Origin of the sequence: Streptomyces sp. IBSBF 2435, assembly GCF_036815005.1 — a bacterium.
Classification (GTDB): Bacteria; Actinomycetota; Actinomycetes; order Streptomycetales; family Streptomycetaceae; genus Actinacidiphila.
Genome location: NZ_JAJSYW010000049.1, coordinates 1 through 22,584, shown reverse-complemented (window position 1 = coordinate 22,584; position 22,584 = coordinate 1). Strand labels below are relative to the sequence as shown.

The 22,584-nt window shown below is 73.3% G+C and carries 9 protein-coding genes and 3 pseudogenes; 10 read left to right on the top strand and 2 right to left on the bottom strand.

Annotated elements, in window-relative coordinates:
* Window positions 1-222 precede the first annotated feature (222 nt).
* From V7E46_RS12505 to V7E46_RS12490, 4 genes are read left to right on the top strand one after another with little or no spacing between them, the layout of a single operon-like run.
* The gene (locus tag V7E46_RS12505; RefSeq protein WP_333768474.1) at window positions 223-1,092 is read left to right on the top strand and encodes a 3-hydroxyacyl-CoA dehydrogenase family protein; all 870 of its coding nucleotides are present in this window, start codon (window positions 223-225) and stop codon (window positions 1,090-1,092) included.
* Window positions 1,089-1,343, top strand: coding sequence for an acyl carrier protein (locus tag V7E46_RS12500; RefSeq protein ID WP_271312214.1), 255 nt, complete (start codon window positions 1,089-1,091; stop codon window positions 1,341-1,343). Before V7E46_RS12505 ends, V7E46_RS12500 begins: the two co-directional genes overlap by 4 nt.
* Complete coding sequence (locus V7E46_RS12495; RefSeq protein WP_333768473.1) at window positions 1,340-2,461, top strand: acyl-CoA dehydrogenase family protein; 1,122 nt, start codon at window positions 1,340-1,342, stop codon at window positions 2,459-2,461. Before V7E46_RS12500 ends, V7E46_RS12495 begins: the two co-directional genes overlap by 4 nt.
* Window positions 2,458-3,543, top strand: coding sequence for an HAD-IIIC family phosphatase (locus tag V7E46_RS12490; RefSeq protein ID WP_333768472.1), 1,086 nt, complete (start codon window positions 2,458-2,460; stop codon window positions 3,541-3,543). The genes V7E46_RS12495 and V7E46_RS12490 overlap by 4 nt, the downstream gene beginning before the upstream one ends.
* Window positions 3,544-3,558: 15 nt before the next feature.
* Here the strand turns inward: V7E46_RS12490 and V7E46_RS12485 are convergent, their stop codons facing one another.
* A complete protein-coding gene (locus V7E46_RS12485) occupies window positions 3,559-6,261 on the bottom strand; it encodes an AAA family ATPase (protein WP_333768471.1) in 2,703 nt (900 codons plus the stop codon).
* A gap of 392 nt (window positions 6,262-6,653) precedes the next feature.
* Between V7E46_RS12485 and V7E46_RS12480 the strand changes: the two genes are divergently transcribed.
* A complete protein-coding gene (locus tag V7E46_RS12480; RefSeq protein ID WP_333768470.1) occupies window positions 6,654-7,226 on the top strand; it encodes a YbhB/YbcL family Raf kinase inhibitor-like protein in 573 nt (190 codons plus the stop codon).
* Window positions 7,227-7,246: 20 nt separating this feature from the next.
* Here V7E46_RS12480 and V7E46_RS12475 read toward each other — a convergent pair whose 3' ends face one another.
* Complete coding sequence (locus V7E46_RS12475) at window positions 7,247-8,659, bottom strand: carboxylesterase family protein (RefSeq protein WP_333768469.1); 1,413 nt, start codon at window positions 8,657-8,659, stop codon at window positions 7,247-7,249.
* A 254-nt stretch (window positions 8,660-8,913) separates the two neighbouring features.
* Between V7E46_RS12475 and V7E46_RS33880 the strand changes: the two are divergent.
* The 5 genes and pseudogenes from V7E46_RS33880 to V7E46_RS12465 all read left to right on the top strand — a co-directional run.
* Window positions 8,914-10,251, top strand: a pseudogene (locus V7E46_RS33880) (acyltransferase domain-containing protein); the annotation flags it as partial.
* A 78-nt stretch (window positions 10,252-10,329) separates the two neighbouring features.
* Window positions 10,330-13,206 (top strand): annotated as a pseudogene (locus V7E46_RS33875) (type I polyketide synthase); the annotation flags it as partial.
* Window positions 13,207-13,401: 195 nt separating this feature from the next.
* Window positions 13,402-13,623: pseudogene (locus tag V7E46_RS33870) on the top strand (polyketide synthase dehydratase domain-containing protein); the annotation flags it as partial.
* Window positions 13,597-22,320 (top strand): type I polyketide synthase, encoded by an 8,724-nt coding sequence (locus V7E46_RS12470; protein WP_443054136.1) that lies wholly within the window; start codon window positions 13,597-13,599, stop codon window positions 22,318-22,320. The pseudogene V7E46_RS33870 and the gene V7E46_RS12470, both read left to right, overlap by 27 nt.
* Window positions 22,208-22,584: acyltransferase domain-containing protein (locus V7E46_RS12465; protein ID WP_333768467.1), on the top strand; the 377-nt coding region annotated here is incomplete at its 3' end. The genes V7E46_RS12470 and V7E46_RS12465, both read left to right, overlap by 113 nt.

Genomic DNA, 22,584 nt, shown 5'->3' with positions numbered 1-22,584 from the left:
GATACTTTCGTGAAATGTCGGAGCGGGGAGTGCGGCCCAGTCTACGAATGGTCCGGGTGGTGTCAACGGTGGATTCCCGAACTCGCACGGGTGTCACTTTCCCGGGAGAAATAGGGGGGTATTCAGGGGGGTGGGCGCCGCGCTCGCGGATCATGCTGAAGACGAGGGAAGAGAACAGGGCGGGACGGTCCGTCGGCCGAGCGTTCCCACTGGAGGAAACATATGTTGCGCGAAGAGGTCGAAGACTTCTCGCTCGCCGTTCTCGGCGCGGGCACGATGGGTCTGGGGATCAGCGCGCTCGCCGTGGGGCACGGCGTACCGGTCACGCTGGTGGAGACCGACGCGGCGAGGGCCCGGCAGGCGTCGGCCGCGGTCACCGCGCAGTTGCGCATGGCCCAGCTGATGAACGCGCTGCCTGCGGACCGCGAGTACGGTGAGCTGACCGTCACCGGGTCGCTCGCCGGGGCGGCCGGTGCCACGGTGGTGATCGAAGCCGTCACCGAGGACCTGACGCTCAAGACGAAGGTGCTCGCGGAGACCGCCGCACTGACCGGCGCCGGGGTACCGCTGGTCTCGAACACGTCCTCGATCCCGATCGGCGAGCTGGCCGGATACCTGCCGGACGCGGCGCGGTTGATCGGCACCCACTTCATGAACCCGCCGTACCTGATCTCGACGGTCGAGGTCGTCAGGGGCGCGAGCACCGGCGGGGCGACGCTTTCCGCCGTCACCCGGCTGCTCGGCGTCCTGGCACGCAAACCGGTCGTGGTCGGCGACGGACCGGGTTTCGTGACCAGCCGGATCCTGCACCCGATGATCAACGACGCGGCCCGCGTCGTGCAGGAGGGCACCGCCACGGCCGAAGCCGTGGACACCCTGATGCGCGAATGCCTCGGACACCGGACCGGTCCGCTGCGCACGGCGGACCTCATCGGCCTGGACAACCTGGCCGACTCGCTGCGGGTGCTGGCCGAGCGCACCGGCGATCCCCGGGCGGTGCCTTGCGAACTGCTGCTCGGCAAGGTCCGCGACGGTCACCTCGGCCGTAAGACGGGCCGCGGCTTCTACGACTACGGGAAGGCACAACCGTGACGACAACCTCAGAGCCGGTGGCCGAGCAGGTGCAGGCATTTCTCACCGAGCGCACCAGGCAGACCTGGGCGCGGGACACGGACCTGTTCGCCGTCGGCGGCGTGTCGTCCATGTTCGCCATGGAGCTCGTGGTGCATCTGGAGTCCACTTTCGACATCGTGATCGCCGGTCCGGATCTTGCACTGGACAACTTCCGCACCGTCGACGGCATGACCGCGCTGGTGCTGCGGCTGCGGGAGGCCGAGCAGTGAGCGACGACCTCGCCGGGCTCGTCGCCGACCGGGTGGGCGACCGCGCGGCGGGCTGGGACGTCGCCGGCGAGCTGCCCCGCGACCTGCTGGCCGAGCTGGGCGGGCTGGGCGTGCTGTGTGCCCAGGTCGGCGTCGGGCACGGTGGAGCGGGACTGGACAGCCGGGCCAACGGCGAGCTGACCGCCGCGGTCGGCGAGCTGTGCGGTTCGCTGCGCAGCGTCATGACCTCGCACGGCATGGCCGCGTGGGCGATCCGCCGGCTGGGCACCGCCGGGCAGCGCGACCACTTCCTGCGCCGGCTGACCTCGGGGGAGCTGGCCGCCGTCGGGTTCAGCGAACCGGGCGCGGGCAGCGACCTCGCCGCGATGGCCACCACGATCACCGACGGCGGGTCCGGGGATGTCGTGGTCTGCGGCCGCAAGGTGTGGGTCACCGCCGCCCACTACGCCGATCTGCTCCTCGTGTTCGGCGGCTACCAGGGCGGCGCCACCGCCGTGGTGGTGCCCGCGGACACGCCGGGTGTGCGGGTCGAGCGGGTGCCGCACCCCAGCGGGTGCCGTGCGGCCGGGCACGCCGGCCTGGTCCTCGACCATGTCCGCGTGCCGGCCGACCACGTGCTGGGCGGGGTCGGGCTGCCGCTGCCTCTGGTCGTGACGGCGGCGCTGACCTACGGCCGGATGTCCGTCGCCTGGGGCTGTGTCGGCATCCTGCGCGCGTGCCTGACGGCGGCCGTCGAGCACACCGGCGGCCGCGAGCAGTTCGGGATTCCGCTCGCCGGGCACCAGCTCGTCGGCCGCCTGCTCGCCGAGCTGTACGTCGGCGAGCAGATCGCCACCCGCGCCTGTGAGCACGCCAGCGCGTCGTGGGACGGGGGCGCGCCCGAGGTCGCCACCGACGCGGTGCAGGCCAAGTACATCGCCTCCCGCGCGGCCGCCGCCGGGGCCTCCCACGCGGTCCAGCTCCTCGCGTCCGCCGCCGCGTCCGACGGCCACGTGGTGGCCCGCGCGTACCGGGACGCGAAGCTGATGGAGATCATCGAAGGCACCACCGAGATCTGCCAACTCCTGCTCGCCGAACACGTGCGGGGCCGGGCGGGCACAGTGAGGGGACGGCCATGACCGCGACTCCGATGGTGAAGTGTCTGATCTGGGACCTGGACGACACGCTGTGGCGCGGCACCCTGGTCGAGGATGACGGCGTGCGGCCGTTCGCGTGGGTGCGGGAGGTGATCACCACCCTCGACGGACGGGGTGTCCTGCAGTCCGTCGCCAGCAAGAACGACCATGACCACGCCTGGTCGCGGCTGGAGGAGTTCGGGCTGGCCGAGTTCTTCGTGGTGCCGCACATCGGCTGGGGCCCGAAGTCGGAGTCGGTGCGCGCCATCGCCGAGCGGCTGAACTTCGCGCACACCGCGATCGCCTTCATCGACGACAACCCGGTCGAGCGTGCCGAGGTGGCCCATCACCTGGCCGACGTGCGGTGTTACCCGGCCGAGGAGGCCGCGGGGCTGGTCCGGCGGCCGGAGTTCAGTCCCGCCGTCGTCACCGTCGACTCCCGCCGGCGGCGGCAGATGTACCGCGCCGGGTTCGAGCGCGACGCCAGCCGGGCCGAGTTCACCGGCCCCGACGAGGGCTTCCTGCGCACGCTCGACCTGGAGATGACCATCGAGCGCGCCACCGAGCAGGAGCTGTCCCGCGTCGAGGAACTGACCCTGCGCACCAGCCAGATGAACGCCACCGGCGTGCACTACGACGACGCGACGCTGCGCGGTCTGCTGGCCGATCCCGGTCACGAGGTCCTGGTGGTGACGATGGCGGACCGGTTCGGTCCGCACGGCGCCGTCGGCATCGTGCTGCTGGCCCGGCACGAGCGGGCGTGGCACCTCAAGCTGCTGGCGACCTCGTGCCGTGTCGTGTCGCTCGGCGCCGGCTCGGCCCTGCTGAACTGGCTGTCCGCCCAGGCCGCCCAGGCCGGCGTGCACCTCGTCGCCGACCTGCGCCGCACCGACCGCAACCGCATGATGGAGATCGCCTACCGGTTCGCGGGATTCACCGAGCACGAGTGCGCCTGCGCAGCCGGTCTGCCGGCGCCGGGCGCCGACGGTGTCGAGCGCCTGCACCTGGTGCCGGCCGTCCGTCCCGCGTCGAGCGCGCTGCGTCTGACCTCGCTCGACCTGACCGGCGCCGCGCTGCCCCGCTGACGCCGGGGCCAGGTCTCAGCGGGAACCGCGCAGCAGCAGGTCCGCGCACAGCTCCCCCGGCAGCTCCTCGCGCCGTTTGACGGACAGCTTGCGGAACGCGCGGGTGAGGTGCTGCTCGACCGTGCTCGGCGTGACGTACAGCTTCAGCGCGATCTCGCGGTTGGTGTACCCGGCGGCAGCCAGGGACGCCACCCGGCGCTCCGAGCCCGTGAGCGACCGGATCCTGTCCGGCTGCGCCGGTTCACCGGGATCGTCGCAGCCTGCGCCCAGCTCGTCGAGGAACGGCTTGGCACCGCAGGACTTCGCCAGCTGCCGCGCCCGGCGCGCGAGGCGCCGCGCGCGCCGGTCGTCGCCGAGGGCGTGGTGCGACTCGCCCAGATCACGCAGGGTCCGCGCGAGCTCGAAGTCGTCACCGGCGTCCTCGAGCAGACCGACCGCCTCACCCAGCAGCTTCTGCCGTCGCTTCGCGGGACGGGTCTGGGCGAGCAGCCTCAGCGACTGGGCGCGTGCCCGGTCACCGTCGGCGCCGGCCCGTGCCACCTGATCGAGGACGAGCCGGCGGGCCTGGTCCCGATCGCCCAGGCGCAGCCACGCCTCGGCCGCGGCGGTCCGCCACGGAACCGGGGCGGCGCCGGCCAGCGCCCAGCCGGTGAGCAGCTCACCGCACCGCAGGAAGTCGGCGAGCGCCGCCTGCACGCGGTCGGTCGCGAGCAGGAAATGGCCGCGACCGTAGAGGTGGTGCAACCCGGCAAGGGTGTCGAACACCGCCGGCGGAACCGTCCGGCCGACGTACCGGGACGCTTCCTCGTACCGGCCCGTCCGGGTCAGCGCGAGGACCAGAGCACCGAGCGGAAGTCCGACGAACGCTCCCCACGAGCCCGGCGCCGGGAGTGTGAGCGCCGTCCGCGCGGTGGTCGCGGCCTCGCCGAACTCGCCCTTCCTGGTGAGGATCTCCGCCTTGGCCGCGAGCACCGAGGCCTGGACGACGGGCAACCCCCGGGACTCCGCCCGCGTGAGCAGTTGGTCGCACCAGAACGACGCGGCGCCGAGCCGGTCGGCGTAGACCAGGGTCATCAGGGCGGGCAGTCCGCTCGGGCCCAGCCCGGACGTGCATCGGCCGGAGAGCGGCTCCCGCAGCACCTTCTCCGCTTTCGCGACGACGTCCGCGCCGCATCCGCGCCCGAGCAGTTCGGTGAGCACGGCCGTGGACCGTGTCTCCACCCGCACACCGGTTCCGCCGGCGACCGTTTTCCGGGACAGCGCGGGAAACGTGGCCGCCAGCCAGAGTTCGAGGTCGCCCAGCACGGGGGAGTCCGTTCGCCCGCGCAGACTAGAGAGCAGCTCCCCGGCCTCGTCCGTCCTCCCGCGCCACAGCAGCTGACGCACCAGCACGGCTCGCGCGGGCACGTCGAGGTCGCCCGACCTCGCCGCGGCGAGCAGTGGTCCGAGGCGGACGGAGCCGGCGACCGGGTCGATCCTCGATTCGAGCTCAAGCAGCCGCACCCGGATCTTCGCCCGGTCTCCGGCCCCGGTCCGGCCTTCGAGGGTGTGGTGCAGCAGTTCGATGGCCAGACTCGGCTCGTCCTCGGCGAAGGCGCCGGTCAGCAGCACGTCGTCCACCCAGGGTTCGGGCATGCGCCCGGCCCGGACCAGGTGCCGGGCGACCACCGGCGCGGGCAGACCGGCGCCGTGCAGCAGCCGGGCGGCGCGACGGTGCAGGTCTTCACGTATCGGCGCCGGAAGATCGTCGAGCACGGCCAGCCGCGCCGCGCTGTGCCGGAAGGTTCCGTCGCGCAGCAGTCCCGCGGACGTCATCGCGGCGAGCGCTTGCCCGGTCGACTCGACGTCGGCGCCGGCGAGGTGCGCGAGGGTGGGGACGGTGGCGGCGTCGGTCAGCACGGCCAGTCCGCGCACCACCGCCAGTGGCGTCGGCCCGGTGCGGTGGAGACAACCGAGGAACGCCTGGGCGTACCCCTGTGCCAGGACGTCGCCGGCCGTCTCGTAATCGGCCAACAAAGCCCGCAGCAGCACCGGATTGCCGCCGGTGGCCTCGTAGAACCACCTGCGTCTGTCGTGGTCCACCCCGGCACCGAACTGCTCGACGACCAGTTGTCCGACCGTCTCCGGGTCCAGCGGCGCCACGGTGATCCGGTGCAGGCCGGGACAGCGCAGCGCCTCGGCCCGCAGCGGCGGCGAGGAGGTCCGCACGTTCCGGTCGTCGGTGAGGACCACGATCACCCGCGTGGCCGGCAGCCGTCGCACCAGTTGCGACAGACAGCGCGCGGACGGGAGGTCGGCGTGGCGGATGTCGTCGACCGCGATCACCAGGGGCCGCTGCCCGGCGAGTTCGAGCAGCACCCCGTACAGCCGTCGGAAGAGAAGATCGGTCTCGGCCTCACCGGCGTCCGTGGTCGAGAAGACCCGCTGCGCCGCGGATTCCACTTCGCCCAGGACGGACGCCGACTCCGGGCCCGCTTTCACGCCCTGGAGGAGCTGGGCCAGCACACCGAACGGGACGTCGCGCTCGGCAGGCGAACAGGCCGCGACGAGGGTGCGCGCACCGGACTCGACGGCCCGCCCGACGCAACGGGAAAGAAGTGTGGTCCTGCCGCAGCCCCAGGGGCCGTCCAGCAGGAGGATCCCACCGCCGGCCGCGTCGCCGGCTCCGGACAGCATCCGGGTGAGCACCGAGTCCGCGCGCTCGGCGGCCCGGTTCACCGTGCCCCTCCAGTGAGGAGTCCCCCGCGCCAGGAGGTGCGGTGCTCGGTGACGGTGAACGCGTCGTCTTCGTAAGTTTTGCAGCCAATGGCCGATATGTGCGCCTGATTCCGCGAAGTCACCACGAGGCCGGTCGGTGGCGTCCTGATCTTGTATAGGGTGTCTGGCCGGGCCCGCAGCGGCGAAGCCCGCCCGAACCGGTGCTGCCGATCCCGTCGCGGGACCTGGTGGAACCGGGCGGCACGTGCGCCGCGCGGCGGAAACGGCCGACGGCCACCGGACCGCCGGTGAACCGCCCGCCGGAAACCGCGGATCCCACGAGGCGCCGGCCGGCGCCGGGTGGTCCTGGCGAACCGGTCCGAGTGTCCGAAGTGTCCAGACAAGGAGAATTCATGGCAGTGCTCGGTAAGTTGCTGAAGAACCGGCGGGCCGGGGAGGCGGGCCTGGCCTGGAACACGCCGAACCTGGCGGGGCCCGAGACCCTGCGGGTGACCAGTCCGGACTTCGAGCACGAGGCGACGATGCCGGTGGCGCACGCCGGGAAGCGGTCCGGCGGCCAGAACACCTCGCCGGCGCTGAGCTGGACCGGAACCCCTGCCGGCGCCACGCAACTGCTCCTGGTCGTCGAGGACCCGGATGTGCCCCTGCCGAAGCCGTTCGTCCACGGAGTCTTCCTTCTCGACGCTGCGGTGACCGAAGTCGCGCGGGGTGCGCTCGACGAGAACAGCGCCACCGCGGGTGTGCGGGTGCTGCGGTCCGGCAAGGGACGCGGCTACCTGGGGGCGGACCCGATCAAGGGGCACGGCCCGCACCGGTACGCGTTCCAGCTCTTCGCGCTCGCGAAGCCGATCGCCGCCCCGGCGGGCGGCGCGGACCCGGAATCGGCCAAACCACGCGCCGTGCTCGACGCCGCCGGCGAGGTCCTCGCGCGTGGCCGGATCGACGGCTTCTACGAGAACCCCTGACGTCCTGCGGCCGGCGCTGATCAGTGCGCCGGCAGGCCGATCCGGTGCGGGGCCGGCGATTCCGGCGTCCACGGCGTCCACGGCACCCGCCCGTCCCTGGCCAGGGCGAGCAGCGCCGCCTGGTCCTGCGCGCCGACCGCACGGTCCTCGTCGGAGCCGACGGTGCCTTCCGGGTCGAGGAACAGGCAGGCCACGTCGGCGCCGTGGACCGGCCGGTTCGCCAGCTCGGGATAGGCGAGAACGGTCCGCCAGCTGGTGGACGGCGCGTAGTCGAACTGCTGGTACCACACCGGGGCGCCGCCCTTGTGCTGGGCGGCGAGCAGCTTCTTGGCCGGCCCCACCCAGATCAGCTCGGACAGCGCGTCGATCTTCTCCCTGTGCGGCAGCGACTGGTCGTGCTCGGGGAACGCGCGCAGGTAGGCCGTGTCGATGGCGTTCCAGGCGTCCCACGCCCCGCTCTCCTCGGTGACGTTCGAGACAAGCAGCGGGACGTCGGACATGAGCCCCGCCCCCAGCGAGTCCAGCGGGCTGCGGGGCAGGACGCTGCCGTCGACGAACGGTCCGTACCGGATCATGGCCGGGCCGTGCGACTTGGCCGTGGCCTGCTTCAGCATCCGCCGATGGATGGTGCGCAGCCCCACGTTGGGCAGCCGCGCGAGATCCCTCGGCGTCGCCGCCAGCGGTCCGGCGGCCTCAAGGAAGTCCTTGGCGAACCGGGCGGCCCGCTCCTCGGCCATCGGCGGCTGGGCGCCGCTGTACAGCGCCGCCTTGTGGAACAGCCCCTTGGCCGCCGGAGCGCCCAGCAGCGCCGCCACGTCCGACGAGCCGGAGGACAGGCCGAACAGCGTCACGTTGTCCGGGTCGCCGCCGAAGGCGGCCACGTTCTCCTTGACCCAGCGCAGCGCCTGGATCTGGTCGAGCATGGACAGGTTGGCACTGTCCTTGAAGTCCGGGTCCAGCGCGCCCAGATAGAGCCAGCCCCAGGCCCCTATCCGGTAGTTCGCGGTGACCACGACCGCGTCGTGCCGGGCGGCGAAGTGCCAGACGTCGTTGGTCGACGTGCTGCCGCTGCCGTAGGCCCGGCTGCCGAAGTGCAGCCACACCAGCACCGGCCGGCGCGCGCCCGGGTTCGGGTCGGGCGACCAGATGTTGAGGTTGAGGCAGTTTTCGCTCTCGGTAGCGTCGGGGGACACCGTCGAGGGCGTCTGGCCGGGGATGATCGGCAGCTGCCAGGAGACCGGGCCCCAGTGGCGCGCATCGATCCGCTCGACGGGGACGGCCGGCGCCGGTGGCCGGAACCGTTGCTCGACCCGGCCGTACGGCATGCCGCGCCAGTTCGGGACGCCCCGGTCCAGGAAGCCCCGCATCGCGCCGGACGACGTTTCCACGACCAGGTCGTCATCAGTCAGCTCGTAATCAGTTTCCTCGCGCATGTGATGTGCCTGCTCCGAATCGTGAGGGCGGACTGCGGCGCCATTCTCGTCGGCAAAATACCTGCCGAGATTCGCATGGATCTTTCCGGCGGGGTATCACCAATTCTGGTGGTCGTGCGGCCTCCCCCGGTATCCGGACCTGACTACCAGGTTGGGGAGTTGATGTAGCGGATCGCGGGGCTAGTTTTGATTTTCGGGCCCGCCGGTTTCGCGGACGGCGGCCGATCTGCTCGATCGCTTCGGTTGCAGGGTGAATGAGAGGGACTTCGTGCGCACTCGGCGAAAAGTTTTCGAAGTCGATTTTCGTGACTCGTCGGCGGATGCCACCCGAGCGGAGGTGCCCGATGCGTTCCGCGCGCGCTGAGCAGACGGCCGGCTCCGGTCAGGACTGGTTGCCGTTGCTGCTGCCCGGAGGTCACCTCGAGTCGGTGCGTGCCCACGCCGGGCGGCTGGCCGAGTACCTGGACGCACGGGCCGACGTGCGGCCGGCCGATGTCGGCGCGGCGTTGCGTGCGATGGCGGCCACCGGGCCGCACCGCGCCGCCGTCGTCGCCGCCGACCGAGCCGGCTTCGCCGACGGCTTGCGGGCGCTGGCGGCCGGCCGCGGAGCGCCCGGGCTGGTCGAGGGCGCCGCTCCCGGCGGGCCGGTCGCGTTCGTGTTTCCCGGCCAGGGCGGGCAGTGGCCCGGGATGGCGAGGGACCTGCTGGCCGAGTCCCCGGTGTTCCGGGCCCGGCTCGACGAGTGCGCGCAGGCACTGGAACCCTTCTTGGACTGGTCCCTGCTGGAAGTGCTGCGCGATCCGGCCCCCCTCGACCGCGTCGACGTGGTGCAGCCCGCACTGTTCGCGATGATGGTGGCGCTCGCCGACGTATGGCGCTCCCAGGGGATCGAGCCCGCCGCGGTGGCCGGGCACAGCCTGGGCGAGGTGGCCGCGGCCGTTGTCGCCGGCGCGCTGTCGCTGGACGACGGCGCGCGGGTGGCGGCGCTGTGGAGCCAGGCCCAGGCGACGATCGAGGGCCGGGGCGAGATGGTGTCGGTGCGCGCGCCCGAGCAACTGGTGCGCGAGCGGTTGGCGGCCTGGCCGGACGCGCTGGTGGTGGCCGCGCTGAACGGGCCGGCCACGGTGCTGGTGTCCGGGGACACCGGAGCAGCCGGCGAGCTCGTGGCGGCCCTGACCGCCGACGGGATCCCGGCCCGCCGGGTGGCGGCGCGGCTGGCCGCGCATTCGCCGCAGATCGACGAGATCCTGCCGTCGATGCGGAGGGATCTCGAACCGATCCGCCCCCGGCCGCCGCGGCTCCCGTTCTACTCGGCACACCTCGGCGCCCGGCTGCCCGGGGACGAGGTGGCGCTGGACGCCGATTACTGGTGCAGTAACCTCCGCCACCCGGTGCGGTTCGAGGAAGCCACCAGGGCCCTGCTCGCCGACGGCTGCCGGGTGCTGGTGGAGGTCAGCCCGCACCCGGTGCTGACCGCGGCGATGCAGGAGACCGTGGAATCAGGAGCGGTTCCGGCGACGGTGTGCGGTTCGCTGCGCCGCGACCAGGGAGACCTCCGCAGGTTCCTGCTGTCACTCGGCGAGGTGTACGTGGGCGGCGCCGAGCCCGGCGGCGATGCCCTGTACGCCGGCGACGCCCCGGCGCCGCCGGCCGACCTGCCCGTGCCCGAGGCGGGCACCGGGCAGCCCACCGCGGGCACTTCGCTGCGCGGTGAGCTGGCCGGCCTGGCGCCGGCCCGCCGGCAGGCGGCGCTGACGGAGCTGGTGTGCCGCGAGGTCGTCCTCGCCCTGGGCGAGGACGGGGCGGACGCGGTCGATCCGGACCGGCCCTTCCGCGATCTGGGGTTCGATTCGGTGACCGCGGTCGAGGTGCGCAACCGGGTGTCGGCGGCCAGCGGGCTGGCGCTGCCGGTCACCGTCACCTTCGACCACCCGACGCCCGCCGCGCTCGCCGCAGCCCTCGCTGAGCGGCTCTTCGGCCCTGATCCCGGCGCCGGTCACGATCCGGACCGGTTCGCGCCCGCAACCCAGGACCCGATCGTGATCGTCGGGATGGGTTGCCGGTATCCGGGTGGCGCCCACGGCCCCGACCGCCTGTGGGAGCTCGTCGCGAGCGGCGCCGATGTGCTGACGCCGTTCCCCGCCAACCGGGGCTGGGACGTCACGGGCACGTACGCGCCCCAGACGGACCGGACCGGCCACTACTACCAGCGCGAGGCCGGGTTCGTGCACGACGCGGACCTGTTCGACGCCGACTTCTTCGGTATCTCACCCCGCGAGGCCACCGTGATGGACCCCCAGCAGCGGTTGCTGCTGGAAACGTCGTGGGAGACGTTCGAACACGCGGGCATCGACCCGACGTCGGTGCGCGGCAGCCGAACCGGCGTGTTCATCGGCGCGATGACGCTGGAGTACGGGCCCGGCACGGGCGACGACACCGGCTTCGGCGGATACGTGTTCACCGGCACCACCGGCAGCGTGCACTCCGGCCGCATCGCGTACAGCCTCGGCCTGGAGGGCCCGGCGGTCACCGTCGACACCGCCTGCTCCTCCTCGCTGGTAGCCCTGCACCTGGCGGTGCAGGCGTTGCGCGCGGGCCAGTGCGACCTCGCCGTGGCCGGCGGCGCCACGGTGATGCCGACCCTCGGCATGTTCGTGGAGTTCTCCCGGCAGGGCGGGCTGGCCGGCGACGGCCGGTGCAAGGCGTTCTCGGCCGCCGCCGACGGCTTCGGGCTGGGCGAGGGCGTGGGCCTGCTGCTCGTGGAACGGCTGTCGGACGCCCGGCGCAACGGGCACCAGGTGCTGGCGGTGGTGCGGGGTTCGGCGGTCAACCAGGACGGGGCGTCCAACGGCCTGACGGCGCCGAACGGCCCGTCGCAGCAGCGGGTGATCCGGCAGGCACTGGCCGACGCCGGCCTGGCACCGTCCGAGGTGGACGTGGTGGAAGCCCACGGCACCGGCACGAGGCTCGGGGACCCGATCGAGGCCCAGACGATCCTGGCGACCTACGGGCAGGACCGCGAGCGTCCGCTGTGGCTGGGCTCGGTGAAGTCCAACCTCGGGCACACGCAGGCCGCGGCCGGGGTCGCCGGGATCATCAAGATGGTCCAGGCGATGCGGCACGGTCTGCTGCCCAGGACCCTGCACGCCGATGAGCCCACCCCGCACGTCGACTGGTCGGCCGGGGCCGTCCGGCTGCTCACCGAACCCGCCCCCTGGCCGGACGACGACCGCCCGCACCGGGCCGCGGTCTCCTCCTTCGGTATCAGCGGCACCAACGCCCACGTGATCCTCGAAGCCCCCGGAGAAGCGGTGCCGGACGAGGCGCCCGGGGCGCCGTCCGATTCCGGTGCGGCGCTGTGGGTGCTGTCCGGCAAGTCGGACGAGGCGGTCCGGGCGCAGGCCGCCCGGTTGCTGGAGTTCGTCGAGGCGGACCCGGCCCTGCGCACCGCCGACGTGGGCTGGTCGCTGGTCAGCTCCCGGTCGCTGTTCGAGCACCGGGCCGTGGTGGCGGGCTCGGGCCGGGACGAACTGCTGGCGGGCCTGAGGAGCGCGGCGGCCGGCGAGTCCGCGCCGGGAGTGGCGCGGGGCGTCGCGCGGCCCGGCGGCGTGAAGACCGTCTTCGTGTTCCCGGGCCAGGGCGCGCAGTGGGCCGGGATGGGCCGTGACCTGATGGCCTCGTCCGCGGTGTTCGCCGCGCGGCTGCGGGAGTGCGCCGACGCGCTGGCCCCTTACGTCGACTGGGATCTGGCCGAGGTGATCGGCGGCGCCGAAGGCGCTCCCGGGTTCGAGCGGGTGGACGTGCTCCAGCCGGCGTCGTGGGCCGTGGCGGTTTCGCTCGCGGCGCTCTGGCGGTCCTTCGGCGTCGAGCCCGCGGCGGTGGTCGGGCATTCCCAGGGCGAGCTCGCGGCCGCGGTCGTCGGCGGGTATCTCACCCTCGACGACGCGGCGCGGATCGTCGCACGGCGCAGCCGGATGATCGCCGAAGAGCTGACCGGGCGCGGCGGGATGCTGTCCGTGCTCACGAGCGTGGACTGGGTCACCGAAGCCCTGCGGCCGTGGGCGGGCCGCCTGTGGATCGCGGCGGTCAACGGGCCGGCCTCGGTGTCGGTCTCGGGTGACGCCGAGGCGCTGGGCGAGTTCGGCCGGGTGCTGTCGAAGGCGCGGGTCCATCGCTGGCAGCTGCCCGGGGTGGACTTCGCCGGGCACTCCGGGCACGTCGACGCCATCGAGGAACGGCTGCGCGCGGAGCTGGCCGACATCACCGCGCGACCGGGCGACGTGCCGTGGATGTCCACCGTGGACGGGCAGTGGACCGACCCCTCCCGGGTGGACGCCGGCTACTGGTACCGCAACCTGCGCGACGCGGTCCGCTTCGGGGACGCGACGCAGGCGCTGATCGCGTCGGGCCACCAGGTCTTCGTCGAGGTCTCGACACACCCGGTGCTGACCACCGCGATCGGCGAGGTGGCGGAGGCGCAGCAGGACCCGGGCGTCGCGGTGGCCGGTACGCTGCGCCGCGACGACGGCGGCGCGGGCCGCTTCCTCGCCGCGCTCGCCGAGGTGGTGGCCGCGGGGGTGGAAGCCGACTGGGCCGCCGTGTTCGCCGGCGCCGGCGCGAAGCGCGTGCCGCTGCCGACCTATGCCTTCCAGCGCAAGCGCTTCTGGTTCGACACCGCCGAGGCGCCCGCCGATGTCACCGCCGCGGGCCTGAGCCCGGCCGAGCACCCGCTGCTCGGCGCGATGGTGCCGTTGCCGCAGACGGACGGCGTGCTGTTCACGAGCCGGCTGTCGCTGCGGACGCACCCGTGGCTGGCCGACCACACCGTGCGCGACACCGTGCTGTTCCCCGGCGCCGGCTACGTGGAGCTGGCCGTCCGGGCGGGTGACAGCGTGGGCTGTGACCGGCTGGACGAGCTGACCGTGGACACCGCGCTGGTGGTGCCCGCCGAAGGAGGCGTACGAGTCCAGGTGGTGGTCGCGGACGCCGACGCGGACTCCCGCCGGAACGTGGCGGTGTACGCGTGCCCCGACGGACAGGAGGTGTGGACCCGGCACGCCACCGGCGTGCTCGGCAGCGGCGTTCGCGCGGACGCGGACTTCGACGTCGTGACCGGGGTATGGCCCGTGCCCGGCGCGACCGAAGTGGACACTTCGGGTTTCTACGACCGGCTGGAGGCGGCCGGGTTCGGTTACGGTCCCCTGTTCCAGGGCCTGACCCGTGCCTGGCGCCACGGCGACCGGATTCTGGCCGAGGTCGGCCTTCCCGCGGACACCGGCGCGGAGGCGTTCGGCATCCACCCCGCGCTGCTCGATTCGGCGATGCGGACGGGAGACCTCGCCGGAATGGAGGGGCTGCCGGCCGGCTTCACCGACGTGGTGCTGCGGGCCTCGGGAGCGTCGAAGCTGCGGGTGGCACTGACCCGCACCGGGCCGGACGGGGTCGCGCTGGCCGCCGCGGACACCACCGGCCTTCCGGTGCTGTCGATCGGGTCGCTGACCGTGCGGCCGCCGGCCGCACAGACGTTGAGCGCGGGCCTCGGCGACGGCGCACTGGTGAAGCTGGACTGGCCGAGCATCACCGGCGCCGGTGATGCCGCCGCTGTGACGGACCGGCTGGTGGTCGATCGTCCCGGTTCGATCGCGGCCGCGGTGGCGGCGGGCCCGCTGCCGCCGGTGGTGGTGCTGCCGGTGTCCGGGGACCCGGACGCGGTCGTGGAGTCCGTCCACGGCGTCACCGGGTGGGTGCTGGAGCAGGTGCAGCACTGGTTGAGCGACGAGCGGTTCGCCGCCACGCCGCTGGTTGTGGCGACCACGGGCGCGATCGCCGCCCTGCCGGGGGACACGGTCACCGATCCGGCCGCGGCCGCGGTGTGGGGCCTGATGCGATCGGCGCAGACCGAGAATCCCGGCCGGTTCGTCCTCGTCGACACCGACACCGAGCCGGACACCGCCGTGCTGGGCCGGATCCTGGCCGCGCAGGAACCGCAACTGGCGTTGCGCGCCGGCCGGCTGCACGCCGCTCGTCTGACCCGCGTGAGCCCGGCCGACGGAGCGGGCCCGGTCCTGGACGGCGACGGCACGGTCGTGATCACGGGCGGCACGGGTGGCCTGGGCGGTCTCTTCGCCCGGCACCTGGTGACCGAGCAGGGCGTCCGGCACCTGCTGCTGCTCAGCCGGCGCGGCCCGGAGGCACCCGGCGCCACCGAACTGGTGGCGGACCTGGCGCGGCTCGGCGCCGAGACGACCGTCTCGGCGTGCGACGTGACCGACCGGCGAGCCTTGGCCGACGCGCTGGCGTCCGTGGCCGCGGAGCACCCGGTGACAGGTGTCGTGCACACCGCGGCGGTGCTCGCGGACGGGGTGATCGGATCGCTGTCGCGCGAACAGCTCGACCGGGTGCTCGCCCCGAAGGCCGACGCGGCCTGGTACCTGCACGAGCTGACCCGCGACCACGACCTGGCCCTGTTCGCGGTCTTCTCGTCCGTCGCGGGCCTTCTCGGCAACGGCGGGCAGGGCAACTACGCCGCGGGCAACGTCTTCCTGGACGCGCTCATGCAGCAGCGCCACGACGCGGGACTGCCGGCTCTGTCGATGGCCTGGGGTCCGTGGACGACCGAGGTCGGCCTGGTCGGCAGCCTTTCCGACACCGACCTGCGGCGCATCGCGCAGTCGGCCACGCCGGAGTTGCCGGTGGCGCAGGGCCTCGCGCTGTTCGACCGCGCGCTGCGCGCCGGCGCGCCGGCGCTGGGACTGACCCGGCTGAACGTGGCGGCTCTGCGCGCTCAGGCGGACGTGTCGGCTGTGTGGCGGTCCTTGGCCGGCGGCGCCCGGCGCCGCGCGGCCGACAACACCACGGACAGCCGGGACGGGCTGGGCACGCGGCTGGCAGGACTGTCCGATGTGGAGCGCCGGCGGGCGCTCGTCGATGTGGTGCGCGAGGCCGCGGCAGCGGTGCTGCGGCACAACGCGGGTACGGAGATCAGCACCACACAGCCGTTCAAGGCGCTCGGGTTCGACTCGCTGACCTCGGTCGAGCTGCGCAACCTGCTGCGGGCGAGGACGGGGCTCGCGCTGCCGACCGGTGTGGTGTTCGACTACCCGACCGTGGCCCGGCTGGCCGAGTACCTGTCCCGCGGGTTCGGGCAGGCCCCCGCCGCGGAGCCGGAGGCGCCGCCTACGGTGATATCGGCGCCCGTGGCCGACGACCCCGTCGTGCTGGTGGGGATGGCCTGCCGCTACCCGGGCGGGGTGACCGATCCGGACGGTCTGTGGCAGCTGGTCCTGGGGGAGGCCGATGCCATCACACCGTTCCCCGCCGACCGCGGCTGGGACCTCGACGCGCTGCGGGACATCGACGGGCCCGGCCGCTCCGCCACCGAGCAGGGCGGTTTCCTCGACGGGGTCGCCGACTTCGACGCGGCGTTCTTCGGTATCTCGCCGCGGGAGGCGCTGGCCACCGATCCGCAGCAGCGACTGCTGCTGGAGATTTCCTGGGAGGCGCTGGAGAACGCGGGGATCGACCCCGACGCGCTGGCGGGCAGCGCGACCGGTGTCTTCACCGGCGTCTACCAGTCCGGCTACGGCGATCTGGTCTCCCGCTCGGCCCAGAGCCCGCAGGGCCACCTGCTCACCGGCAACTTGGCCAGTGTGCTGTCCGGCCGGGTGTCCTACGCGCTGGGCCTGGAGGGTCCTGCGGTGAGTGTGGACACGGCGTGTTCGTCGTCGCTGGTGGCGATGCACCTGGCGGCGCAGGCACTGCGCGCCGGCGAGTGCTCACTGGCGTTGGCCGGCGGGGTGACGGTCATGGCGGCGGCGGACACCTTCGTCGGGTTCAGCATCCAGGGCGGCCTTGCCGCGGACGGCCGGTGCAAGTCGTTCTCGGACGACGCCGACGGGACCGGCTGGTCCGAGGGTGTCGGCCTCGTGGTGCTGGAGCGGATGTCGGACGCGCGCCGCAACGGCCATGAGATGCTCGCGGTGCTGCGGTCCAGCGCGGTGAACCAGGACGGCGCCTCCAACGGCCTGACGGCGCCCAACGGTCCCTCGCAGCAGCGGGTGATCCGGCAGGCCCTCGCCGCGGCAGGGCTGTCCGCCTCGGACATCGACGTGGTGGAGGCCCACGGCACCGGCACCCGGCTCGGCGACCCCATCGAGGCCGAGGCGATCCTGGCCACCTACGGTCAGGACCGCCCCGGGGACCGGCCGTTGTGGCTGGGGTCGCTGAAGTCGAACATCGGGCACACCCAGGCCGCGGCCGGCGTGGGCGGTGTGATCAAGATGGTCATGGCCATGCGGCACGGCGTGCTGCCCAGGACTCTCCACGTCGACGAGCCCTCGGCGCGGATCGACTGGTCCCAGGGCGACGTGCGGCTGCTGACCGAGGCGATGCCCTGGCCGGAGAGCGGGCATCCGCGCCGGTTCGGCGTGTCCTCGTTCGGGATCAGCGGCACGAACGCGCACGCCGTCCTCGAAGCCCCCGTCGGCTCTCCGGCCGAACCCGCGGCGACCGGTGCGGTGAGTGTCCTGGCCGACGGCGTGCCGTGGGTGCTGTCCGGGAAGTCCGAGCAGGCGCTGCGGGCGCAGGCGGCTCGGTTGCTGGAGTTCGTGGAAGCGGACCCGTCGCACAGTGCGGTGGATATCGGCTGGTCGCTGGCCCGTTCGCGGTCGGCTCTCGACCACCGCGTCGTACTGGCGGGCGAGGACCGGGACGAACTGGTGGCCGGGCTGCGAGCGGTCGCGGCCGGCAACCCGGCCCCGGGAGCGGTGTGGGACACGGTCCGGCCCGAGCACCGGGTGGGCGTGCTGTTCCCGGGGCAGGGCGCGCAGCGGATCGGGATGGCGCGGGACCTCTACGACCGGTCCGCGGTGTTCGCGTCCACCGTCGACATGATCGCGGCCGAGCTGGATCCGTTGCTGGACCGGCCGTTGCGTGAGGTGATGTGGGGCCGGGACGCGGAGCTGATCAACGAGACGGGCTGGGCGCAGCCGGCGCTGTTCACCGTGGAAGCGGCCCTGTTCGAGGTGCTGCGGGCGTTCGGGGTGACTCCGGACTACCTGCTGGGGCATTCGATCGGTGAGATCACGGCCGCTTACGTGGCCGGGGTGTGGTCGCTGGCTGACGCCTGCCGGGTGGTGGCGGCGCGGGCCCGGCTGATGCAGGCGTTGCCGGCGGGCGGGGCCATGGCCGCCGTCGAGCTCTCCGAGGCCCAGGTCGCGGACCTGCTTCCCGCGGGGGTCTCGATCGCGGCGGTGAACACCGCCGGCTCGGTCGTCCTTTCCGGTCCGCGAGAAGACGTCGAGCGGGTGACCGCCGCCGCGGCCGGGCGTGGCGCCAAGGTGACGCGGTTGCGGGTGTCGCACGCGTTCCACTCGTCCTTGATGGATCCGATGCTGGCGGAGTTCACCGGCGTCCTGGAGTCGGTGGAGTTCCGGCCGCCGCAGATCCCGATCGTGTCGAACCTGACCGGCGAACCCGCCACCGAGGACCTGTGCTCGCCGGCGTACTGGGTCCGGCAGGTGCGCGGCACGGTCCGGTTCGCCGACGGGGTGCGCCGGCTGGCCGAACAGGGTGTGACGGCGTTGCTGGAACTCGGCCCGGACGCGGTGCTGTCGGGACCGGCGCAGCACAGTTGCGCTCCGGGCACGGCGGTGGCGCCGATGCTGCGGCGCGGGCACGACGACGTGCTCACCGTGCTCGCGGCGCTCGGGCAGCTGTACGCGCAGGGTGTGTCCGTGGACTGGGCCGGGGTGTTCGCCGGCCGGGGCGCCACCCGCGTTCCGCTGCCGACCTACGCCTTCCAGCGGCAGCGGTTCTGGCCGGAGCCGGCCGCGGTCACGTCCCGGGCGTCTGCCGACCCGGCCGACGAGCGGCTCTGGACGTCGGTGGAGCACAGGGATGTCGAGGCACTGGCGGACACGCTCGGCCTCGACAGCGCCTCGGCAGCTTCGGTGCTGCCGGCACTGGCGTCGTGGCGTACGCGTCGCCGCGACGAGTCCACAGTGGACGGATGGCGGTACCGGGAGACGTGGAAACCGCTGGGTGGCGCGGCTCCCACGGCGCCGGCGCCCGGCCGCTGGCTGGTCGTGATACCGACCGGAACCGGTGACGACGCGGGGACCCGGGAGATCGTCGACGCCATGGGCGCCGAGACGCGGGTGCTCGAACACAGCGGACCCGATAGCGCCGCGCTCGCCCGGAAACTGAGCGACGCCGCCGGTCCCGACGTCCGGGTGGCCGGCGTGCTGGCGCCGGTGGCGCCGGTGGCGGACACGGCGACCGGGCTGGTGTCGGTCACCCTGCTGCTGCGGGCGTTGCGGGACAGCGGTCTGTCCGCCCGCCTGTGGGTGGTGACGCGGGGCGCCGTGTCGATCGGGCACCACGACCCGGTGACCGCTCCGGGGCAGGGCGCGTTCCTGGGGCTCGGCCGGGTCGCCGCGCTGGAGGAGCCCGAGCTGTGGGGAGGTCTGGTGGACCTGCCCGGAAAACCGGACATCCGCACCGCGCGCCGGTTCGCCGCCGCCGTGTCGGACTCCGCGGGCGAGGACCAGATCGCGGTCCGCTCCTCCGGCTGCTTCGGTCGCCGGCTGGTGCACGCCCCGGCGAAGACCTCCGGTCCGCCGTCGTGGACGACGTCCGGGACGGCGCTCGTCACCGGAGGAACCGGTGGCCTGGGCGCGCGGACCGCCCGGTGGCTAATCGAGCGGGGCGCCGAACACCTCGTGCTGCTGAGCCGGCGCGGACCGGCGGCCGAGGGCGCCGACGAGATCCGGCTGGAACTCGAAGCCGCTGGAGCGCGGGTGAGCGTGGTGGCCTGCGATGTGGCCGACCGCGCCGCGCTGGCCGAGGTACTGGCGGACCTGCCGGACGAATGGCCGTTGCGGACGGTGGTGCACGCCGCCGGGGTCATGGACGACGACGTGGCGCTGGCGGCGACCACCCCGGAGCGATTCGCGCGCCAACTGCGGGTGAAGGCCGACGGTGCACGGCATCTGGACGAGCTGACCGGTGGCCTGGACCTCGACGCGTTCGTCCTGTTCTCCTCCGGGGCGGCGGCGTGGGGCAGCGGCGGGCAGGCCGCGTACGCGGCGGGCAATGCCTCCCTCGACGCGCTCGCGCAGCACCGCCGTGCGCGGGGCCGGACCGCGACAGCGGTCGCCTGGGGCTCGTGGGGCGAGACCGGCATGGCCTTGGGCCTGGCCGCGGCCGAGCGGGACGAACTGGACCTGCTGGGTGTCGTGCCGATGCGGCCCGAGCTGGCGATCGCCGCGCTGCAACGCGCGCTGCACGAGAACGACACGACAGTCGTCGTCACCGACCTCGACTGGAGCCGGTTCGCTCCGGTGTTCACCGCGGCCCGGCCGAGCGCTCTGCTGTCGGATCTGGCCGAGGTCGCTGAGGCACTGGGCGGCTCGCAGGTGGACGACGCGAGTTCCGAGGGGCCCGCGGCGCGACTTGCGGGCCTGTCGCAGGAGCGACGCCGGGCCGCGCTGCTCGACCTGATCGGCACATCGGCGGCGGTCGTACTGGGGCACGCGGCCGGCACGCGGATCGAAGAGGACCAGCCGTTCAAGGACCTGGGCTTCGACTCGCTGATGGCGGTCGAGCTGCGCAACCTGCTGCAGGCCGGCACGGGGACGAGCCTTCCCGCCGGCCTGGTGTTCGACTACCCGACCGTGAGCCGGCTCGCAGCGCACCTGGCCGGTCAGTTCGGCCAGGCCCGCGAGGCAGAGGCGGCCGCGGTGCCCGCGCTCGTCCCGGTCACCGACGACCCCGTCGTCCTGGTCGGCATGGCGTGCCGGTTCCCTGGCGGGGTGGCGGGGCCGGACGACCTGTGGCGGCTGGTCATCGACGAGACCGACGGCGTCACCCCGTTCCCGACCGATCGTGGCTGGGACCTGGACGAACTGCTCGGGACGAACGGCCTCGTGGAGGCCGGCGAAGGCGGTTTCCTCGACGGCGTCGGCGAGTTCGACGCGGCGTTCTTCCGGATGTCGCCGCGGGAGGCGCTGGCGACCGATCCGCAGCAGCGGCTGCTGCTCGAAACCTCGTGGGAAGCGCTGGAACAGGCCGGGATCACCCCCTCGTCGCTGGCGGGCAGCCCCACCGGTGTGTTCGTCGGCGCCTACCAGACCGGCTACACCGAACTGGCGTCCCACTCCGGCGATCAGTCGCAGGGGCATCTGATCGTCGGTGGAGCGGGCAGTGTGATCTCCGGCCGGGTGTCCTACACGCTGGGGCTGGAGGGTCCTGCGGTGAGTGTGGACACGGCGTGTTCGTCGTCGCTGGTGGCGATGCACCTGGCCGCGCAGGCGTTGCGGGCGGGTGAGTGCTCGCTGGCGCTGGCGGGCGGGGTCATGGTGATGCCCACGCCCGACGCGTTCGTCGGCTTCACCGCGCAGGGCGCGCTGGCGGCGGACGGCCGCTGCAAGTCGTTCGCGGACGCGGCCGACGGGACCGGTTGGTCCGAGGGTGTGGGTGTGGTGGTGCTGGAGCGGTTGTCGGACGCCCGGCGCAGCGGTCATGAGGTGCTGGCGGTCTTCCGGTCGAGTGCGGTGAATCAGGATGGTGCGTCGAACGGTTTGACGGCGCCGAATGGTCCGTCGCAGCAGCGGGTGATCCGGCAGGCGCTGGCGGCGGCGGGTCTGTCGGCGTCGGACGTGGACGTGGTGGAAGCGCATGGTACGGGTACGCGGCTGGGTGATCCGATCGAGGCGCAGGCGGTGCTGGCGACGTACGGTCAGGACCGGCCGGGGGATCGGCCGTTGTGGCTGGGGTCGTTGAAGTCGAACATCGGGCATGCCCAGGCCGCGGCGGGTGTCGGTGGTGTGATCAAGATGGTGCTGGCGCTGCGGCACGGTGTGCTGCCGAAGACGCTGCACGTGGACGAACCGTCGGCCCAGGTGGACTGGTCCCAGGGCGACGTGCGCCTGCTCACGGAGGCTATGCCGTGGCCGGAGACCGGCCGCCCGCGCCGGGCCGGGGTGTCCGCGTTCGGGGTCAGCGGCACCAACGCGCACGTGATTCTCGAAGCCCCGCCCGAAGAGTCCGGCGTCCCGGCCCGACAGGCGTCCGCGGAGGACGGTGTCGTGCCGTGGGTGGTGTCGGGGAAGTCGGCCGAGGCCGCTCAAGAGCAGGCGTCCCGGTTGCTGGAGCACGTCGGTGCCGATCCGTCGCTGCGTCCCGTCGACGTGGCGTGGTCGTTGCTCGGCTCGCGTGAGGTGTTCGACCACCGGTTGGTGGTGGTGGGTGCCGACCGGGAGGAGCTGTTGGCGGGTCTGCGTGCGGCGGCCGGCGGCCGGCCTTCGCCGGGCGTGGCCCGGGGTGTCGCCCGCTCCGGTGGTCGCGTGGTGTTTGTGTTCCCCGGCCAAGGCGCGCAGTGGGTCGGGATGGCGCAGGACTTGTACACGCGGTCGCCGGTGTTCGCCGGGTCGATGGGGGAGTGTGCGGCGGCGTTGGCGCCGTTCGTGGACTGGTCGCTGGAGCAGGTGCTCGGTGACGAGGAGNGCGTGCGTGGCCGGTGGCCTGTCGCTGGAGGACGGGGCGCGGGTGGTGGCGTTGCGCAGCCGGGCGATCGCCGAGGAGCTTGCTGGTGGCGGGGGGATGGTAGCTCTGCCGGTGCCGGTCGGCCGGGTGCGGGAGCTGCTCGCGGATCACCCTGAGGTGTCGCTGGCGGTGGTCAACGGGCCGTCGTCGACTGTTGTCGCGGGTGAAGCCGGTGCTTTGGAGCGGCTGCTGGCCGACTGCCGTGAGCGGGAGATCCAGGCGCGCAGGATCGCTGTGGACTACGCGTCGCATTCGCATCTGGTGGAGCGGATCGAGGAGCGGCTGCTGGCCGATCTGGCGCCGATCGCGCCGCGGTCCGCGGAGATCCCGGTCTACTCCTCGGTGACCGGTGAGGTGATGGACACCGCGCAGTGGGACGC

Excerpts from the sequence above, each read along its gene's own strand:
- V7E46_RS12505 (WP_333768474.1), top strand. The coding sequence starts at position 223 with ATGTTGCGCGAAGAGGTCGAAGACTTCTCGCTCGCCGTTCTCGGCGCG.
- V7E46_RS12490 (WP_333768472.1), top strand. The coding sequence starts at position 2,458 with ATGACCGCGACTCCGATGGTGAAGTGTCTGATCTGGGACCTGGACGAC.
- V7E46_RS12480 (WP_333768470.1), top strand. The coding sequence starts at position 6,654 with ATGGCAGTGCTCGGTAAGTTGCTGAAGAACCGGCGGGCCGGGGAGGCG.
- V7E46_RS12475 (WP_333768469.1), bottom strand. The coding sequence starts at position 8,659 with ATGCGCGAGGAAACTGATTACGAGCTGACTGATGACGACCTGGTCGTG.